This is a genomic window from Corynebacterium jeikeium (assembly GCA_003955985.1).
Lineage (GTDB): Bacteria > Actinomycetota > Actinomycetes > Mycobacteriales > Mycobacteriaceae > Corynebacterium > Corynebacterium jeikeium_D.
Window position 1 is genome coordinate 1,165,290 of sequence record CP033784.1, and the last position, 17,323, is coordinate 1,182,612.

The 17,323-nt window shown below is 57.0% G+C and carries 13 protein-coding genes; 11 read left to right on the plus strand and 2 right to left on the minus strand.

Translation table 11 applies throughout. The features are described from left to right. Window positions 1–16: 16 nt before the first annotated feature. Window positions 17–1,003, minus strand: coding sequence for a tRNA pseudouridine(55) synthase TruB (gene truB / locus EGX79_05150; protein ID AYX81621.1), 987 nt, complete (start codon window positions 1,001–1,003; stop codon window positions 17–19). Window positions 1,004–1,067: 64 nt separating this feature from the next. On the opposite strand from truB, the gene EGX79_05155 reads away from it, so the two are divergent. From EGX79_05155 to galK, 7 genes are all read left to right on the plus strand, one after another. Continuing rightward, complete coding sequence (locus EGX79_05155) at window positions 1,068–2,063, plus strand: bifunctional riboflavin kinase/FAD synthetase (GenBank protein AYX82733.1); 996 nt, start codon at window positions 1,068–1,070, stop codon at window positions 2,061–2,063. A gap of 141 nt (window positions 2,064–2,204) precedes the next feature. Beyond that, window positions 2,205–2,474 carry a 30S ribosomal protein S15 gene (locus EGX79_05160; protein AYX81622.1) on the plus strand — a complete coding sequence of 90 codons (270 nt, stop codon included), beginning with the start codon at window positions 2,205–2,207 and terminating at the stop codon, window positions 2,472–2,474. Between the two features lie 509 nt (window positions 2,475–2,983). After that, window positions 2,984–5,251 carry a polyribonucleotide nucleotidyltransferase gene (locus EGX79_05165; protein AYX81623.1) on the plus strand — a complete coding sequence of 756 codons (2,268 nt, stop codon included), beginning with the start codon at window positions 2,984–2,986 and terminating at the stop codon, window positions 5,249–5,251. Between the two features lie 157 nt (window positions 5,252–5,408). Beyond that, the gene (locus EGX79_05170; GenBank protein ID AYX81624.1) at window positions 5,409–6,365 is read left to right on the plus strand and encodes an aldose epimerase; all 957 of its coding nucleotides are present in this window, start codon (window positions 5,409–5,411) and stop codon (window positions 6,363–6,365) included. 284 nt (window positions 6,366–6,649) lie between these two features. Further along, window positions 6,650–8,305 (plus strand): Na+/galactose cotransporter, encoded by a 1,656-nt coding sequence (locus EGX79_05175; GenBank protein ID AYX81625.1) that lies wholly within the window; start codon window positions 6,650–6,652, stop codon window positions 8,303–8,305. Window positions 8,306–8,321: 16 nt separating this feature from the next. Beyond that, a complete protein-coding gene (locus EGX79_05180; protein ID AYX81626.1) occupies window positions 8,322–8,603 on the plus strand; it encodes a cell wall anchor protein in 282 nt (93 codons plus the stop codon). A gap of 9 nt (window positions 8,604–8,612) precedes the next feature. Beyond that, window positions 8,613–11,024 carry a galactokinase gene (gene galK, locus EGX79_05185; protein AYX81627.1) on the plus strand — a complete coding sequence of 804 codons (2,412 nt, stop codon included), beginning with the start codon at window positions 8,613–8,615 and terminating at the stop codon, window positions 11,022–11,024. A 28-nt stretch (window positions 11,025–11,052) separates the two neighbouring features. On the opposite strand, the gene EGX79_05190 is transcribed toward galK, so the two are convergent. Beyond that, a complete protein-coding gene (locus tag EGX79_05190) occupies window positions 11,053–12,519 on the minus strand; it encodes a DHA2 family efflux MFS transporter permease subunit (GenBank protein ID AYX81628.1) in 1,467 nt (488 codons plus the stop codon). Window positions 12,520–12,705: 186 nt separating this feature from the next. On the opposite strand from EGX79_05190, the gene EGX79_05195 reads away from it, so the two are divergent. Genes EGX79_05195 through EGX79_05210 form a run of 4 tightly spaced genes read left to right on the plus strand, consistent with a single transcriptional unit; the run spans window position 12,706 to window position 17,276 of the window. Beyond that, window positions 12,706–13,458, plus strand: coding sequence for a 4-hydroxy-tetrahydrodipicolinate reductase (locus EGX79_05195; protein ID AYX81629.1), 753 nt, complete (start codon window positions 12,706–12,708; stop codon window positions 13,456–13,458). A 20-nt stretch (window positions 13,459–13,478) separates the two neighbouring features. Beyond that, a complete protein-coding gene (locus EGX79_05200; protein ID AYX81630.1) occupies window positions 13,479–14,231 on the plus strand; it encodes an FAD-dependent thymidylate synthase in 753 nt (250 codons plus the stop codon). Between the two features lie 58 nt (window positions 14,232–14,289). Continuing rightward, window positions 14,290–15,195 carry a 4-hydroxy-tetrahydrodipicolinate synthase gene (dapA, locus tag EGX79_05205; protein AYX81631.1) on the plus strand — a complete coding sequence of 302 codons (906 nt, stop codon included), beginning with the start codon at window positions 14,290–14,292 and terminating at the stop codon, window positions 15,193–15,195. Further along, window positions 15,195–17,276 carry a ribonuclease J gene (locus tag EGX79_05210; GenBank protein ID AYX81632.1) on the plus strand — a complete coding sequence of 694 codons (2,082 nt, stop codon included), beginning with the start codon at window positions 15,195–15,197 and terminating at the stop codon, window positions 17,274–17,276. Before dapA ends, EGX79_05210 begins: the two co-directional genes overlap by 1 nt. The last annotated feature ends 47 nt before the right edge of the window (window positions 17,277–17,323 follow it).

The following is a 17,323-nucleotide window of genomic DNA, read 5'->3' on the forward strand; positions in this document are numbered from 1 at the left end:
AATCCTTGAGAGGTAGTCACAGCGTGGCCGGGCGCACCACGAAGACCGTCTTAGCCCGTTTGCCAGATTCTGTGAGCAGCGCCGGAACCTTTCCCGTTGGTGACACCGCCGCATAGACTCCAGGTTTTCCGATCGGCTCCAGCCACTTGCCCTGAGCCAAATCAGCCGCCTGCTGTTCAGTAATTTCGCGGGTATCAAAGCAACGCAGGCAGGCCTCGTCCAGACTCATCGGCAGCAAGGAAGCGGCGCGCTCCGGGACTGGGCGTCGCATCTCCGCAATTTCTGGATGGGCGGTGTCGAACTGCTCGGCCTTCGCCGTGAGCTCGTCGATAGTCAACGCCTCATCAATAGTGAAAACGCCGGCGGCAGTACGCCGCAGAGCAGTGAGATGACCACCGACTCTCAGTGCATCCCCCAAGTCACGAGCTAGGGCGCGGATGAAAGTGCCGGCAGAGCAGTCGACCTCCACGTCGATATCGATGCACTCCCCGGGGCGCGAAGGATCGGAGTCGTGGCGGATGTCCAGAACCTCATAGCGGGTGATCGTCACTGGGCGCGCAGGGATATCGACCTTCTCACCACGGCGGATGCGCTCGTAGGCGCGGACACCGTCAATCTTCACCGCTGATACCGCCGCGGGTTTTTGCATGATTGTGCCGGTGAACTTCGCAATTTCCGCTCGAACCATTTCATCAGTCACCGATGCCGCCGAGGATTCGGAGAGCAACTCGCCTTCGGCGTCGTCGGTAAGCGTGGCAGCGCCGAGTCGAATGGTGGCTTGGTAGGACTTCGTGTCGGCGTGGACATGTGGCAGGAAACGGGTGCCGCGGCCGATGCCGAGGACGAGCACACCGGTGGCCATTGGGTCGAGGGTACCGGAGTGGCCGACCTTCTTGGTGCGGAAGATGCGACGGAGTTTGCCCACTACATCGTGGCTTGTCCAGCCTTGGGGCTTGTCGACGATAACAATGCCGGAGTCTGCAATCGGATCGAAGTCGGTCATAGACGCAATCCTATGTTGCGCTATATGCGGTGTGTTAAACGGTGACCAGTTACACTGGCTCTTTGTGGAGATTTGGTATGGCTTGGACAATGCACCCGAAGACCTGGGGGACACGGTCGTAACCATCGGAGTGTTCGATGGTATTCATCTTGGGCATAAGCGCCTGATAGCTGCTGCGGTCAGTGACGCTCGCGCTCGTGGCGTGAAGTCGCTGTTGATGACTTTCGATCCCAATCCCGTAGCGCTGTTTGCCCCGGATAAGGTGCCGCCGGCACTGTCCACCGTGTCCCGTCGCGCCGAGCTGGCAGAAGCGGAGGGAATCGATGCCATGCTTGTCGTGCCTTTCGACAAGAACTTCTCCAGCATCCCCGCAGAAGACTTTGTACGCACCGTTGTCCGCGACAAGCTGAATGCACAGGCCGTCTTCGTTGGCCAGAACTTCACCTATGGGCAGAAGGCCGCAGGTACCGCCGAGACTATGCCGGAGCACGGCTGTAAGTGTGGGGTCGACGTCACCATCGTCGACCTTCTCGACGTCACTGCCGCGGACTCGACCGAACGTGTTTCGTCGACACGTATTCGCGGTTTGCTTGCCGACGGTGCGGTGTCCGCAGCCGCCTCGTGTCTCGGGTACTTCTACCGTGTCGATGGTGATGTTCTTCCAGGTCAGGGGCGTGGAGGAGCGCAGCTGGGCTTTCCGACCGCCAATATTGACTTCGCTGAGGGCCTGGCAATCCCGGCTGATGGTGTCTACGCGGCATGGTTCACGGTTCAGCCGACGGCAGCCCGCCCGGAGCCGGACCCGAAGGGCGATATCGAGTTTGGGGTGCGCTACCCAGCGGCCGTGTCGGTGGGCACTAATGTGACCTTTGGAGACACTGATCGAACGGTCGAGGCCTACGTGATTGACCGTCATGCGGACCTCTACGGCACCGCTGGGCAGGTTGAGTTTGTCGACCGGATTCGCGGCATGGAGAAGTTCGACTCGGTCGAGGAGCTCATTGACCGGATGAACCAGGACGTGGCAGACACCGAAGCCATTTTGGCTAAGACCGATTAGCTGTTAAAGTAAAACGTCGGCTGTGACTGCGGTCCACAAGCAGTTGCGAGGAACCAGTTGCCAGACGCTGTTTGGTTCCGGGAAAGCCGAGAATGTGGACTGAAAAAACGACCATAATTTGATTCAAGGAGTTAGATTTACATGGCTTTGAACACTGCAGAAAAGGCTGAGATTCTCAAGGAGTTCGGCCTGCACGAGACCGACACCGGTTCCCCGGAGGCTCAGGTTGCACTGCTGACCGCACGTATTCGTCAGCTGACCGAGCACCTGAAGTTCCACAAGCACGATCACCACTCCCGTCGTGGTCTGCTGCTGCTGGTCGGTCGCCGCAAGGGCCTGCTGCAGTACCTGCAGGACAACGACGTTGAGCGCTACCGTAAGCTGATCGAGCGCCTGGGTCTGCGTCGCTAAGGTTCTCCTTAAGGTCCTGTTTGTCAGAGCTTCATTGGTGTAAGTTGCTCTGTTAATTCAAGGCTTTTAAGCTTTTTAGACTCGCCGTTTGGGTTTCCATTGGATGGAAGCTCACGGCGGGTCTTTTTTTTTGATCACTTGTCGTTGTGGTATTCACTCATCGATGCGCTGTAGCGTGGCCACAAGTGAATACCTCATCGACAGGTGGAGGGGCTGATCGAAAGCGTGCGCATAAGTGCCGGGGCACCATCGATAAGACACGGTAATTCGTCGATAAGACACGGTAAACCATCGATGAGTCAAGAAAAGTCATCGATAAGTGCCCCCCGCCCCGCAAACTCCTAGAACCCCGCGTAGGTGCAAGAACCCAGATGCAGTGAGAGATCTCCGATCCGTCCAATACGAGAACTTTCCGCGTTAGCTGGTAGAATGCGTGACGCAAACGAAGTTCATTCGATCTTTTACAGGCGACATCGATGATCGCCGCTATTTCTAGGAGTAAGAAACCTATGGCCAACAGCAAGGCTGTTGAATTTTTCTTTGATGAGGATTTCGGTATTACCGAGGCCGTTGCCACCATCGACAATGGTGATTTCGGCACCCGCACCATTCGCTTTGAAACGGGCCAGCTGGCTCGTCAGGCCGATGGTTCGGTGACCACCTACTTGGACGAGGAGACCATGCTCCTGTCCACCGTCACCGCTTCCAACCAGCCCCGCGAGGGCTTTGATTTCTTCCCGCTGACCGTCGACGTTGAAGAGCGTATGTACGCTGCGGGCAAGATTCCGGGTTCGTTCTTCCGCCGTGAGGGCCGCCCGTCTACCGATGCCATCCTGGCATGTCGTCTGATTGACCGTCCGCTGCGTCCGACCTTCGTCAAGGGCCTGCGCAACGAGGTACAGGTTGTTGTCACCGTCATGTCCTGGGATCCGAAGGACCGTTACGACGTTGTCGCAATCAACGGCGCGTCAGCTGCAACTCAGCTTTCCGGGCTGCCGGTCTCCGGCGCTGTCGGTGGCGTCCGCATCGCGCTTGTTGCTGATGACAAGCACCCAGAGGGTGCATGGGTCGCTTTCCCGACCGAGGAGCAGCACGAGCAGGCTCTGTTCGAGATGGTCGTCGCTGGCCGTATCGTCACCCGCAAGCGTCGCGGCAAGAACGTCGAAGATGTCGCCATCATGATGGTGGAGGCCGGAGCAGGGGAGACCGTCGTCAAGCGTATTGCTGACGGTGCACCGGCGCCGACCGAGGACATCGTCGCCGCTGGCCTCGAGGCAGCAAAGCCGCACATCAAGGTTCTGTGTGAGGCACAGAAGGGTCTGGCTGAGCGCGCAGCGAAGGAAACGCAGGAGTTCCCGCTGTTCCCGGCATACAGCGATGAGATTTTTAACGCAGTCGAGAAGAAGTCCGCTAAGAAGCTGGCCAAGCTGCTCACCATTCCGGGTAAGCAGGAACGAGATGACGCCACCAATGAGTACATGGAGGACGTCGAGGGGCAGCTGCTGGAGCGCTTCGTATCCGATGATGTCGACGAGCAAGCTGCATCTAAGCAGATTCGCGCTGCATACAACGCAGTGATGAAGCAGATTGTCCGTGAGAAGATTCTGGCTGAGGGCTTCCGCATCGATGGTCGCGGTGTCACCGACATTCGTGACCTGGGCGTTGAGGTCGGTCTGATTCCGCGTGCCCACGGCTCTTCGCTGTTTGAGCGCGGCGAGACCCAGATTCTGGGTGTCACCACTTTGGATATGCTGAAGATGGAGCAGCAGATTGACTCGCTGACTCCTGTTACCTCCAAGCGCTACATCCACCACTACAACTTCCCGCCGTACTCCACCGGCGAGACCGGTCGTGTTGGCTCTCCGAAGCGCCGCGAGATTGGTCACGGGGCACTGGCTGAGCGCGCTCTGCTGCCGGTCGTGCCGTCCCGCGAGGAATTCCCGTACACCATTCGCCAGGTCTCCGAGGCTCTTGGATCCAATGGTTCGACCTCCATGGGCTCGGTCTGTGCTTCGACTCTGTCGCTGTACAACGCCGGTGTGCCGCTGAAGGCTCCGGTTGCCGGTATCGCCATGGGCCTGGTTTCCGGCGAGGTTGACGGTGAGAACCGCTTCGTCGCACTGACCGATATTCTCGGTGCCGAAGACGCATTCGGTGACATGGACTTCAAGGTCGCTGGTACTGCGGACTTCATTACCGCACTGCAGCTGGACACCAAGCTCGACGGTATTCCGTCGAAGGTTCTGGCCGATGCTCTGTCCCAGGCTCGTGATGCACGTCTGGCCATCCTGTCCACCATGGCTGAGGTCATCGAGTCTCCGGACGAGATGAGTGGTCTCGCTCCGAAGATCACCACCGTTAAGGTTCCGGCTTCGAAGATCGGTGAGCTCATCGGTCCGAAGGGCAAGACCATCAACGGCATCACCGAGGAAACCGGTGCTGATATCTCTATCGAGGACGACGGCACCGTATTTGTCTCGGCAACTTCCGGTAAGGCCGCGGACGCTGCAATCGAGCAGATTAATGCCATTGCTAACCCGCAGCTGCCGAAGGTCGGCGAACGCTACCTGGGCACTGTCGTGAAGACTGTCGCTTTCGGTGCTTTTGTCTCCCTGACTCCGGGCCGTGACGGTCTGATCCACATCTCCAAGCTCGGTGGCGACAAGCGCATCGAGAAGGTCGAGGATGTCATCAATGTCGGCGACAAGATTCAGGTCGAAATCGCTGATATCGACAACCGCGGCAAGATCTCGCTGGTTCCGGTCGAAGACGATTAATGCTTGGCGACGGAGGATGTGCTTTAGGTAGCCTCCAACAACGCGTGTAGCGATGGCGCGGTTAGGTCACAAATTGACCTAACCGCGCTTTTGTTTTGGGTTAATCTCGGGTTTCGAAGGGATTAATTTTCGAACCCACGTGGAAGGTAATTTGCGCATGCAACTTGTCGCGCACGATCATGAATTCATCGACATTGCGGCCGGTGGCTATGTCGCAAGTATTTCCCAGTTCGGTGGTGGACCGAGATCACTGGAGTACTGTGGCCTGCCACTGCTGACTGACTATCCCAAAGGGTTCAATCCACCGTTGTCCGCAGGTACGCTCCTGGCTCCGTGGCCGAACAGGGTCGCTGACGGAGTATTCATCTTTGATGGGGAAGTCCATCGACTAGATATTTCGGAGCCGTCCCGGGCGAATGCTATTCACGGATTTGTTGCAGATCGCGTTTGGTCTGTGGTCGATTCTGATGACAGCAGCGTCACCTTGGGCGTGGAAGTTGAGCCGCAACCGGGCTGGCCTTGGGAACTCGGTATGACCGTGCGCTGGCAAGTCACGTCTGCAGATGGCCTATCGGCGGAGTTCACAGTGCATAATCGCAGCGATAGGGAGTGCCCGTTTGGTCTGGGCTGGCATCCCTATTTAAGCGCGTTGGGCGCTGACTTCGGCAGTTGCACACTACGGTTGCCCGTTGATAACAACCTGCCACTGGAGCCAATTCGAAACTTGCCCGCCGGCCCAGCGGTGCCAGCGGAGACAGTGGTTCCCAGCCTTCGAGAGGGGGTATCCCTGGATGGACTGTGGCTGGATCACTGCTTCTTTGCTGCCGCGGAGGCAGCGGGGAGTCACTCACCGTGCCGTCGTGAAGCACATTTGGTTGGACCAAATGGCAAGGGTGCTGTGCTCTGGGCCGATGATGAATTCCGCTTCTTCCAGGTCTATGTTGCCGACGCTGGACGACGAGAAGGATTTCCTGGGCACGGGAATGCGATTGCGGTGGAGCCAATGACATGTCCGCCGGATGCGCTACGCTCCGGTACCGGTTTGCTGCGAGTTCAGGCTGGAGAGACAACAACTCTTGCCATGGGACTGCGCGCGGAAACGGGCGGAAAATAGTTTTCCCAGCGCAGAAGAGTGCAGCCCCCTCAATCGGGTTAAAACCTTCTTAATTAATTCACCTGGAATTAAGAATGGAAAATACACTTGGGGACGAATGTAAAAGAATAGGTCTTCCTTTTGTTCCGGATAGTGGCTATCTGGCCCCACACTTCGGGGTAGGTCGAGCCACTTTCACGGCCTTGATGGGCGTGCACCAGCCAGGTGCCGAGAAAAAGAAATCCCAATTCGTGCATTTCCTGAATACGTTTTGACTCCCTAATTGTGAGGAGGCCGTCGTGATAGTGGCGCAATCAGCCCTACGGCTCGAGGCATCATGGGTGGATTACTCCATTGTTGCCCTATACTTCCTATTCGTCCTAGGCATTGGCTGGGCTGCACGAGCCAAAGTGTCCAGCTCCATTGACTTCTTCCTCTCTGGGCGCTCACTGCCGGCTTGGGTGACAGGGTTGGCGTTCGTCTCAGCCAACCTAGGCGCAGTGGAAATCGTCGGTATGTCCGCAAATGGTGTGGAATACGGTTTCCAGACCATGCACTACTTCTGGATTGGTGCGGTTCCCGCCATGGTGTTCCTGGGCATTGTCATGATGCCCTTTTACTATGGCTCCAAGGTTCGCTCAGTACCAGAATTCATGCTGCGTCGTTTTGGTCCCGGAGCGCACCTTGTCAACGCGATTTCATTCGCCGTCGCGCAGCTGCTCATCGCGGGTATCAACCTTTTGCTGCTGGCCAAAGTGGTCAATGCGCTACTCGGCTGGCCACTGTGGCTGACATTGGTCGTCGCTGCAGTCATTGTGCTGTCCTACATCACGTTGGGCGGACTGTCCGCAGCGATTTACAACGAGGTACTTCAGTTCTTCGTGATTGTCGCAGCTCTAATGCCACTGACTCTAATCGGTCTGCACAGCGTCGGCGGCTGGTCGGGGCTTAAGGAAAAAGTTGCCACTGAATCGCACTTCCACACCTGGCCGGGCACGGATATTTCTGGTTTTGACAACCCGGTAGTTTCAGTCATCGGATTGGTATTCGGTTTGGGATTCGTGCTGTCCTTTGGCTATTGGACAACGAACTTCGTGGAGGTTCAGCGATCCATGGCAGCCGATTCGCTGTCGGCCGCACGCAAGACTCCAATTATCGGCGCGTTTCCAAAGATGTTCATTCCGTTCATCGTGGTGCTGCCGGGCATGATCGCCGGCGCGACTGTCGCACCCATCATGGATCAGACTGCCAAGCCTAACGACGCAATTCTGTACCTAATGAGAGATTTGCTTCCCAACGGCCTGCTGGGCATCGCTATTGCAGGGCTACTAGCAGCCTTTATGGCAGGTATGGCGGCGAATATCTCCGCGTTCAACACAGTCTTTAGCTACGACATTTGGCAGACCTACGTCGTCAAAAATCGAGCAGATGATTACTACCTCAAGGTTGGTCGTATCGCTACCATTGGCGCGACCGGCATCGCAGTGTTCACCGCATTGATTGCCGATAATTTCGGCAACGTCATGGACTACCTGCAGACGCTATTCGGCTTCTTCAACGCACCGTTGTTCGCTACCTTCCTTATCGGTATGTTCTGGAAGCGCATGACGCCGACAGCAGGTTGGACGTCTCTGCTCGCAGGAACGGGTGCTGCGATTTTGTACTGGTACATCTCCGAGTTCACGTCGGCAAGCGCAACCATCTTTGAGCTGCCGGGGCAAGGCACTGCGTTCGCTGCCGCCTCCGTGGCATTCGTCGTCGATATTGTGGTGGCTGTGGTCGTTTCGCTCATGACAACGCCGAAACCCGATGAGGAGCTGGTGGGCTTCGTCAAGTCCGTCACGCCGAAGGCTCACTTCACAGACGCTGCTGAGGCAGAGCTGCCATTGTTACAGCGAACTGTTCCGCTGGGTATTTTGTGCCTGGTGATGGCCGTAGTTCTTAACATCGTTTTCGCATAGGAGCTAGTGAGAAATCATGTCACGGACACACAACAATTCAACTGTAGAAGCGACTATCAGCACCGGTAATAAGAAAGCAGGTGCCTTTGACATTCGCAATGTCATTGGGGCGCTGCTTGGTCTTTACGGCATCATTTTGTTGCTGTCGTGGCTGTTCCTCGATCCTGGAGTTAACCCGGAGACCAGTGTTGCCAAAGAGCCGATGTATAACCTGTACAGCGGCATAGCCCTGCTTCTCTTTGCAATCGTTTTCTATGCCTGGGCAAAACTGCGCCCAACGGTTGTCGAAGAATCATAAGGAGTAAAAATGACAACCGATGACCAGCCTTCTCACGCTTTTTCGGTAACGCGCACTACGCTTGCCGACGGTCGCGAGCTAATCTACTTCGACGATGAACCGGACTATGTCTCGGGCAAAAAGACTCGAAAGTTAACCGACGAACGTGATTTGCCACAGGCGATTACGGAGTCGGAGCTGCGCCAAGATCCGCTGACAGGTGATTGGTACTGCTACGCGGCGCACCGCATGAACCGCACCTTTATGCCTCCTGCTGGTGAGAACCCACTAGCTCCGACGCTGCCGGAACAACTTCCCACAGAGGTGCCTGCCAGTGACTACGACGTGGTGGTTTTTGAAAACCGCTTCCCTTCGCTTTCCATGCACATGGAAGTTCCGGATGACTTTGCCCAAACTGTCGACGGCGCCGAGATTTTCCCGCGGAAGCCGGCCTTGGCTCGGTGCGAGGTTGTCTGCTTTACCCCGAATGTTTCGGACTCCTTCCGGGATCTGACCTTTACTCGTGCTCGCACCGTTATTGAAGCGTGGGCGCACCGCACTGCGGAACTCAGCAAGCTCGAAGGTGTGAGGTTGGTGTTCCCCTTTGAAAACAGGGGCAAGGAAATTGGGGTAACGCTGCAGCATCCTCATGGGCAGATTTACTCGTACCCGTATCTGCCCCCACGTGCGGCAGCCATTGTTTCACGCGCGAAAGCCCACTTCGAAACCACCGGTCGTGACCTCTTTGAGGATGTCCTGGAGGCCGAAAAGGCTTCAGGTCGACGGATCATCGCAGAAGGGGAGTACTTCACCGCATTCGTCCCAGCTGCAGCTAAGTGGCCAGTCGAAGTCATGATTATGGCTAACCGCGCTGTCGGTAGTTTTCAGGAGCTGACCGATGCGGAGAAGGACGAACTGACAGCAATGTACCTTGACCTGCTGCGACGTATTGACCGATTCTTCCCCGGCATCGACAAAACGCCGTACATCGCAGCATGGAACCAAGCTCCGGTAGGCGAGGATCACCAGTTTGGCCGCCTCCACCTGCAGCTCTATTCCATGATGCGCTCTGCAGGACGCATGAAGTTCCTCGCGGGTTCAGAGTCCGGGCAAGGAGCCTGGATTTCGGACACGACCCCGGAGGCAATCGCTGACCGCTTCCGGGAAGTTGGCCAGACTCGCTGGCTTCCCACTCGCTCCCATAAACAGGCGGTATCTGACGTAACTGAGCAATTCCGCCGCAGTTTCGGTTCGGAACCACAGGGCGTCTTCCGCGCCCCAGGCAGAGTCAACCTGATTGGCGAGCATGTCGATTATGCCGGTGGTATCTGTCTGCCATTCGCGTTGGCACAGAGTACTTTCGCAGCGGTGGGTGCCCAGGCTGCTGGTGACTCGTGGACAGTGCGAGTTGTTTCGGACTTGATGGACAAGGACGACGCCGCAGACGGTGACAAGCCGGTTGCTATCGCAATGTCCGATGTCGGTCCGAACTCTCCTGCAAATTGGACGGGATACGCAGTTGGCACTATCTGGGCTATGCGTGAGGCAGGGCTGTTGCCCGCGGATTGTCCAAGCCTTGACATTGCGATTTCCTCCGATGTTCCGATCGGTTCCGGGCTCTCCAGCTCCGCCGCTCTGGAGTGTTCTGTCGGCGTTGCAGCCTTTGAGCTCGTCCACGGGCGCGCACCAAACGATGAAGAGCAGCAGGGAATTGTTGAGGCGGCTATCCGCGCAGAAAATGAGGTCATTGGTGCCTCTACCGGCGGTCTGGATCAGCGTATTTCCATCAAGGGCAAGGAAAACCACGCACTGGTCATTGATTTTGCGAAGAGTTCTGACCAGCTTGTAAAGGCTGCTTTCGCAGACGAGGACCTAGAGGTTTTGGTAATCAACACCAACGTTCGGCATAGTCTCTCGGATGGTCAGTATGCGACGCGTCGCGGAATCATCGATGCCGTGACAAATGGTCTTGGGGTATCTGATTTCCGCGGTCTGGATGATGCAGTTGGTGCTGCTATCAATTGGGCGAAGGAGAACGTCCCAGCTGAGGCAGATAGGGATCAATGGGTTGATACCGTGGCGCGCCGAGTACGTCACGTTGTTACCGAAATTGACCGGACGGCACAGGCGATTGAAAAGCTTTCCGAGGGGGACTTCGAGGCCTTTGGCACGTTGATGGTGGTAAGCCATCTTTCGCTGAGGAATGACTACGAAGTTTCCTGTCCAGAGCTGGATCTTGCTGTGGACGTAGCGCTTGAGCAGGGGGCGCTTGGTGCCCGAATGACTGGCGGTGGCTTTGGCGGCAGTGCCATTGCGCTGCTGCCACACGACCGTGTCAGTGCTGCAGCGAATGCAGTTGCGTCGGCCTTCCGTGACAGAGGAATGCCGGAACCGGAGTTTTTCGTTGGAAATCCCGGGCCGGGAGCAAGCCGCCTAGTTTAGGCGGTATTCCCCCCGGTCTTGGGGGGGGCTACTGTAATGCAATCTTCTTCCGCTGCGGCTTGAGCAGCGTGGTGAGGAAGATTAGCACCACGGCAAATCCCGCGGCGGTAAACATCGCAATGCTATAGCCACGAATCAAGTCGTCGGCGGCAGGAGCTGCTGCACCAGTGCCGGACAGGCCAGTGGCAATAACAGCTGACAGCGCCACAAACAGTGCGGTACCGACAGCGCCGGCAACCTGCTGTAGCGTGTTCATGATTGCTGAGCCATCCGGGTAGAGGCGCTTCGGAAGATCACCAAGACCGAATGTGAACAGCGGAGTAAACAGCAGCCCCAGGCCAATCTCAAGGACGATGTGGCAGGCGACAATCCACCATAGCGGAGTCGATGCTGAGATGAAGCCGAGCCCGAAAAGACCGAGGGCAAGGACAATGGAGCCGGGAATTGCCAGTGGGCGCGGACCATAGCTGTCAAAGAGCCGGCCGACAGCCGGTCCCATCAGACCCATAACCAGTGGACCAGGCATCACAATCAAACCAATAGTCTTGACGTCGACACCTCGCAGATTGAGGTAGAGCGGCAAAATGATGATCACACCGAACATCAGCATGAAACCAATGGTCAGAATGATTGTGGACAGCCTAAAGCTCTTTGTGCGGAAGGTTCGAAGATCCAGCAGAGCTCGGTTGTGCGGTGCCAAACGGCGCTGGCGCATGATGAAGAACACCAACAGCACGATGCCGACTGCGCACAGGATTCCGTCGATAAGCGAAAACTCTGCGCCTACGCGGCTCAGCGCGTACACCAGCGGGCCGAATGCGCCGGCACTGAGGAACACCGAGAGGATATCGATGGGCTTCGCGGAGTTTTCCTCAATATTGGGAACGAGGATGACGCCCACTACCAGCACAATTAGGCCGAGCGGCAACATCGTGTCGAAAAGCGCATGCCAATTGTTATTGGCAATCTCCAGAATGAGACCGGAGATGGTCGGTCCGATAGCAGGCGCGACAGCGATGACCACGCTCATTCGTCCCATCATGCGCCCGCGCTCATGCTCCGGTACTACGTTGAGCACCGTGGTCATCAGCAGCGGCAGCAGCACTGCGGTACCGGACGCTTGGACAATGCGTGCGAGCAGAACGATCGCGAAGTTTGGCGCGAAAGCACCGATGAGAGTGCCCACGACGAATAGTCCTTGACTGACCGCGAAAAGAATGCGGAACGGCACTGCCGAAATGAGAAATCCAGTGACCGGAATGACAACTGCCATGGTCAGTAGGAACGATGTTGTCAGCCAGCCTGCGGTAGCTGCGCTGATTCCGAGGTCCGCCTTGACGACGGGAATTGCGACGCTCATGACCGTCTCGTTCAAGATAGCCATGAATGCCGCAGCTAGTAGCACGTAAATGGCCATATAAGCACTTTTGGGCGCATCGGCCTGTGGTGCCTCCGAACTTGGGCTGAGTTCGGAATCTTCAGATTCAGAAACCAATTGAAGTCTCTTTCTATATATCGGTACAGAAATAGGTAATTGTCGAAGATATGGAATCTTAGCGCAACAAAAACCCCGTCGTAAGTCGACAAAAAGGCAAAGCGGACGGGGGCATTGGCACACAAGTTGGCCAACACATTCTAAGGTAAGGGAGAAAGATAAACCCGTTGGGAAAGGACAATAGCTGTGAGCAATATCAAGGTCGGCGTACTTGGCGCCAAGGGCAAGGTAGGGTCCACCATCTGCGAGGCAGTCGAAGCCGCCGACGATTTGGAGCTGGCAGCGGGTCTCGACTCTGGCGATGACCTGAATGAACTTGTCACCGCTGGTGTGCAGACCATTGTTGACTTTACTCAGCCCGACGCTGTGATGGGCAATCTTGAGTTCTGCATTAAGAATGGCATCAACGCCGTCGTGGGTACTACGGGTTTTACCAAGGAGCGCCTCGATCAGGTGCAGCGCTGGCTTGACGACGCCGCCGGTGAGGCCAATGTTCTTATTGCACCGAACTTCGCAATCTCCGCGGTACTGACGATGAAGATGGCGGAGCTAGCCGCTCCGTACTTCGATTCCGCTGAAGTTATCGAAATGCACCACCCTTTTAAGAAGGATGCCCCCTCGGGCACCGCTATCCACACTGCTGAGGCTATTGCTCGTGCTCGCAAGGAAGCCGGCATGGGGGAGCAGCCGGACGCCACTGAGCAAACTCTCGATGGTGCTCGCGGTGCTGAGGTCGAGGGCATTCCGGTGCACGCAGTCCGTATGACCGGTTCGGTGGCTCACGAGACCGTTATCTTTGGTGCAGAAGGGCAGTCGCTCACCATCAAGCAGGACTCCTACTCGCGCACCAGCTTCGTACCAGGCGTTCTGCTGGGTGTGCGCAAGATTGAGGATTTTCCGGGCCTGACTGTGGGACTGGAGCCGTTCCTGGGACTTTAATGGCCGGGAGTTAACTGAAAATGTCTGAAAATGTCACTCTCAAGGCGCAGCTAATCGCCGCGACCAACTTCTTCCCGCCGGAGGACATCGACTTTGATACCGATGCCGATGGTGGGGAAGCATTGATTGAGTTCTCCGGCAGGGCTTGTTATGAAACGTGGGACAAGCCCAATCCACGAACGGCGACGAATAGGGGATATCTGCGACATGTGCTTGAGGTAGGCCACACCTCACTTTTTGAACACGCAAGTGCAAGCATCTATGTTCGTGGGCTGTCGCGCTCGTGTGCACATGAACTCACACGGCACCGCCACTTTTCCTTTTCGCAGTTGTCGCAGCGGTTTGTGCCGGCCAGTTCCAACAATGTTGTGGTTCCTCCCGCAATTGCGGAGGACCCGGATCTGTTGCGAGTTTTCGAAAGCGCGGTTGATCAGTCCCGTTTCGCCTATGGTGAGTTATTAGACGCACTGGAAGAGAAGTGGGCCGACGAGCCCAACGCTATCTTGCGGCGAAAGCAGGCACGCCAGGCAGCCCGGGCGGTTTTGCCCAATGCCACCGAAACTCGAATCGTGGTTACTGGTAATTTCCGGTCTTGGCGCCACTTCATTTCGATGCGTGCGACTGAGCATGCCGATGCTGAAATTCGGGAGTTGGCAGTGGCTTGCCTGCGGGAGCTGCAGCGCTGTGCTCCTGTTGCTTTTGGGGATTTTGAGATTAACACTCTGAAGGATGGGTCGGTCGTCGCGTCGAGTCCTTACGCCTTCGAGGGGTAATCGCACGTACAGTGTGAAGATATAGTCGATTGAGATTTTTAAGAAAAGGTAGTCAACAATGAGCACAGGAATTGCGTCAACTCGCGGTGCTGACATTTTCGGCACCGTCGCCGTAGCTATGGTGACCCCTTTTGATAAGGACGGAAACCTCGATGTCAAGGCGGGTGTGCAGCTCGCTGGTCATCTTGTAGACGGTGGCTGCGATGCACTCATTCTGGCCGGTACTACCGGCGAGTCGCCTACTACGACGGTTGAGGAAAAGCTTGAGCTTCTCCGAGCTGTCCGTGCAGAGATGGGTGACGAGGTTAAGCTCGTGGCCGGTGCCGGCACCAATGACACGGCCGGGTCCATCGAGCTGGCAAAGGCTTCTGTGGAGGCGGGCGCGGATGCGCTGCTCGTCGTCACGCCGTATTACTCCAAGCCGTCCCAGGAGGGGCTGTACCGTCACTTTACGGCAGTGGCTGACGCAACCGAGGCGCCGGTGTGTCTGTATGACATTCCACCGCGTTCGGTTATTCCGATTGAAGTTGATACCATTTACCGGTTGGCGGAGCACCCGAGAATCCAGGCTGTTAAGGACGCCAAGGGGGATTTGGGAGCTGCCGCCGGCATTATCGCTAATACTGATTTGGCGTGGTACTCCGGTGACGATGTGCTGAACCTTCCGTGGCTGTCTATTGGCGCCACCGGGTTTATTTCCGTTATTGGACATGCAGCCCCGCAGCTGCTGGCTGAGGTGCGCTCTTGCTTTGACAAGGGAGACCTTGCTGGTGCGCAGGCTGCCCACGCGAAGATGACTCCGCTGTTTGCCGCTCAGGCTGCACTTGGTGGTGTAAGTTTTGCTAAATCCGCTCTGCGTCTGCAGGGCATTGAGATAGGAGATCCACGCTTGCCGCAAATTGCAGCAAATGACCAGCAGCTTGAGGTGCTTGAAGAAGCTATGCGGAAGGCAGGTGTTCTGTAGTGGCTGAAGGACGCAATCGCGCCCGCAAGGTAACTCGTAAGGCTGGTCCGCCTTCCGAGTCCGACGTGGCTGCAGCAGAGCAGTCCAATAACTCTGCATCCAAGGGTTCCGACAAGGGTGGAGCTAAATCCAACGGCTCGAAGTCCTCGCAGCGTTCCGGTGAGCGTAAGAACTCCGGTAACGCTAAGAAGTCCCAAGGTTCCTCGAATTCTTCCAACCGCGGTTCCCGCGGTGGTCGCGGTGGCCGTGGAGGTAATCGCGGAAATAGTTCGAGGGGTGGCCGTGGCGGACGCGGTGGCAACCGTCGTAACGTAGTCCAGTCGATGCAGGGTGCGGACTTGACCCAGCGTCTTCCTGCACCGCCGAAGGCCCCCAAGGACGGCCTGCGCGTGGTTGCACTGGGCGGTATTTCCGAAATCGGTCGCAATATGACCGTGTTGGAGTACAAGAACCGCCTGATCATCGTCGACTGCGGCGTGCTGTTCCCGAGCTCGGATGAGCCGGGTGTTGACCTGATCCTGCCTGACTTCTCCTACATGGAAGACAAGTGGGATCGCGTGGAAGCTCTCGTGGTCACCCACGGTCACGAGGACCACATCGGTGCTATCCCTTGGTTGCTCAAGCAGCGCGCGGACATCCCGATTATTGCTTCTCGCTTTACCCTGGCACTGATTCAGGCCAAGACACAGGAACACCGTCAGCGCCCGAAGGTCATCGAGGTCAACGACACCAGCCACATTCAGCGTGGCCCGTTCGATCTGCGTTTCTTCAATGTCAACCACTCGATTCCGGAGTGCCTTGGCATCGTCATTAAGACCGGAGCCGGCATGGTCGTCCACACCGGTGACGTGAAGATGGATCAGACCCCGCCGGACGGAAAGCCGACTGACCTGCCGGCGCTGAGCCGCTACGGTGATGAGGGAATCGACCTCTTCTTGTGTGAGTCCACCAACGCTACGATTCCGGGCTTCTCGGGATCCGAGGCGGAGCTGGCTCCAACTCTGCGCCGTCTGATTATGGATGCCAAGCAGCGCGTTATCGTCGCGGCCTTCGCATCGAATGTTTACCGCGTGCAGGCGGTCATCGACGCAGCTGTTAAGGCTGGCCGCAAGGTTGCCTTCAACGGTCGCTCTATGATTCGCAACATGCGCATCGCGCAGGAATTGGGGCTGCTGACCGCTCCGGAAAATACCATTGTGGAAATGAACGAGGCCGCTCGCATGGCGCCCCACAAGGTCGTGCTGGTGACTACCGGTACGCAGGGTGAGCCAATGGCTGCGCTGTCTCGCATGGCCCGCCGTGAGCACCGTCAGATCACCGTCCGTGATGGCGACCTGATTATCCTCAGTTCTTCGCTGGTGCCCGGTAACGAAGAGGCAGTCTTCGGCGTTATCAACATGCTGGCCCAAATTGGTGCCACGGTTATCACCGGTAAGGATGCGAAGGTTCACACCTCCGGTCACGGCTTTGCCGGCGAGCTGCTGTTCCTCTACAACGCAGCTCGTCCGTCGAACGTCATGCCGATTCACGGTGAGTGGCGCCACCTCCGTGCCAACAAGGAGCTGGCTGTGTCCACTGGCGTGAAGCCAGAGAACGTTGTCCTGGCTCAGAACGGTGTGGTAGTCGACCTCGTTGATGGCCGCGCTCGTGTAGTTGGCCAGGTTCCGGTCGGTAACCTCTACGTCGATGGCGTCACCATGGGTGACGTCGACGCTGACGTGCTGGCAGACCGTGCTGAAATGCGTGAAGGTGGTCTTATCACCGTCACAGCCGTCATTGATAACCGCACTGGCCGCCCGTTGGAGAAGCCACGGGCTCAGGCTCGCGGTTACTCGGACGACGCCAAGGAAGTGCTCGAAACCGTCGAGCAGGTCGTTGACGATACTCTCTTTGACCTGGCTGGCAGTGGCGAGAACAACCCGTACCGTATGGCTCAGGAAGTTCGTCGCCGCACCGAGCGTGTCATTAACCAGAAGTGGCGTCGCAGCCCGATGGTTGTTCCGACAATCGTGCCGATGTCCTCTGAGGCAGCCGAAGAGGTTACCGATGAGGAAATCCAGGAGTCGCGCGAAAGTATCTAAATTTCTAGAGCGTCTTTTAGCGTAAGAGCCCGCATCCACCTACAACC